The sequence below is a fragment of the Paenibacillus sp. 01T422 genome (assembly GCF_056398785.1).
This window is the reverse complement of the sequence record NZ_JBFTQB010001453.1, coordinates 1-805: the sequence shown is the minus strand read 5'-3', so window position 1 is coordinate 805 and position 805 is coordinate 1. Positions and strand designations below refer to the sequence as shown.

Annotated in this window: 1 protein-coding gene; it reads left to right on the top strand. The window is 44.2% G+C overall.

Translation table 11 applies throughout. The features are described 5' to 3' along the window. A partial coding sequence (locus AC1DUA_RS39460; protein WP_477504861.1) for an AraC family transcriptional regulator occupies positions 1–781 on the top strand: 781 nt, incomplete at its 5' end. Positions 782–805 lie beyond the last annotated feature (24 nt).

Sequence of the window (805 nt, the reverse complement as noted above, 5' to 3'; positions counted from 1 at the left end):
CAATTTAGGCAGTACCCCCATTCCTTTCGCATCATTTATTTCGATTTGGAAAGTGCAAGCCAATGACACCTACACGATCATGAAACCGAATGGTTTTGAGGCTCCCGGCCTATTTATTACCTATGAAGGAAAGGGTCATCTTACTCAAGGGGAACAGCACTATGACTTGCAAGCAGGCACTTATTTTATCGTGCCGGAGGGGATACCCACCGCTTACAGATGTCAGGAGAATGACTGGAAGTTTTATTTTCTCGACTTCAGCTCCCTGGATGCCATGCATGCTCTGCAGCTCCCGATAAACGAAGTAGTTTCAACGGGGAAGGTAGCTGAAGTCATTCAGCTGTGTGAACGAATCATTGATTTGTTGATTGCTGAACCATTTGGATACGCTTATTCTACCAATATCATCCTGCAGGAAGTGATGCTTCTCTTCGCTAGAGAGCATTCTGCAGTCCTTCCCGCCCGCCATACAGAGCTTAATAAAATTATGATCTACATCCACCGGAATTTGGACAAAGTGATCCGGGTTGATGAACTTATAACCCTAAGCGGCATGTCCAGGACTACGTTTTTCTCTCGTTTCCGCTCAATAACAGGCCTATCCCCTAGCGAATATATGTTGAATCTAAAGCTCGAGTCGGCCAAAATATCGCTGGAGACAACGAGCTTATCCATCAAAGAAATTGCCGCCCATTTGCAATTTTATGATGAATTTCACTTTTCCAAGTTGTTTAAAAGAAAGTTCGGTTTGTCACCTAGTGCTTATCGCCGTCTAACCTAACAAGACGATGGCATCTTTACCATC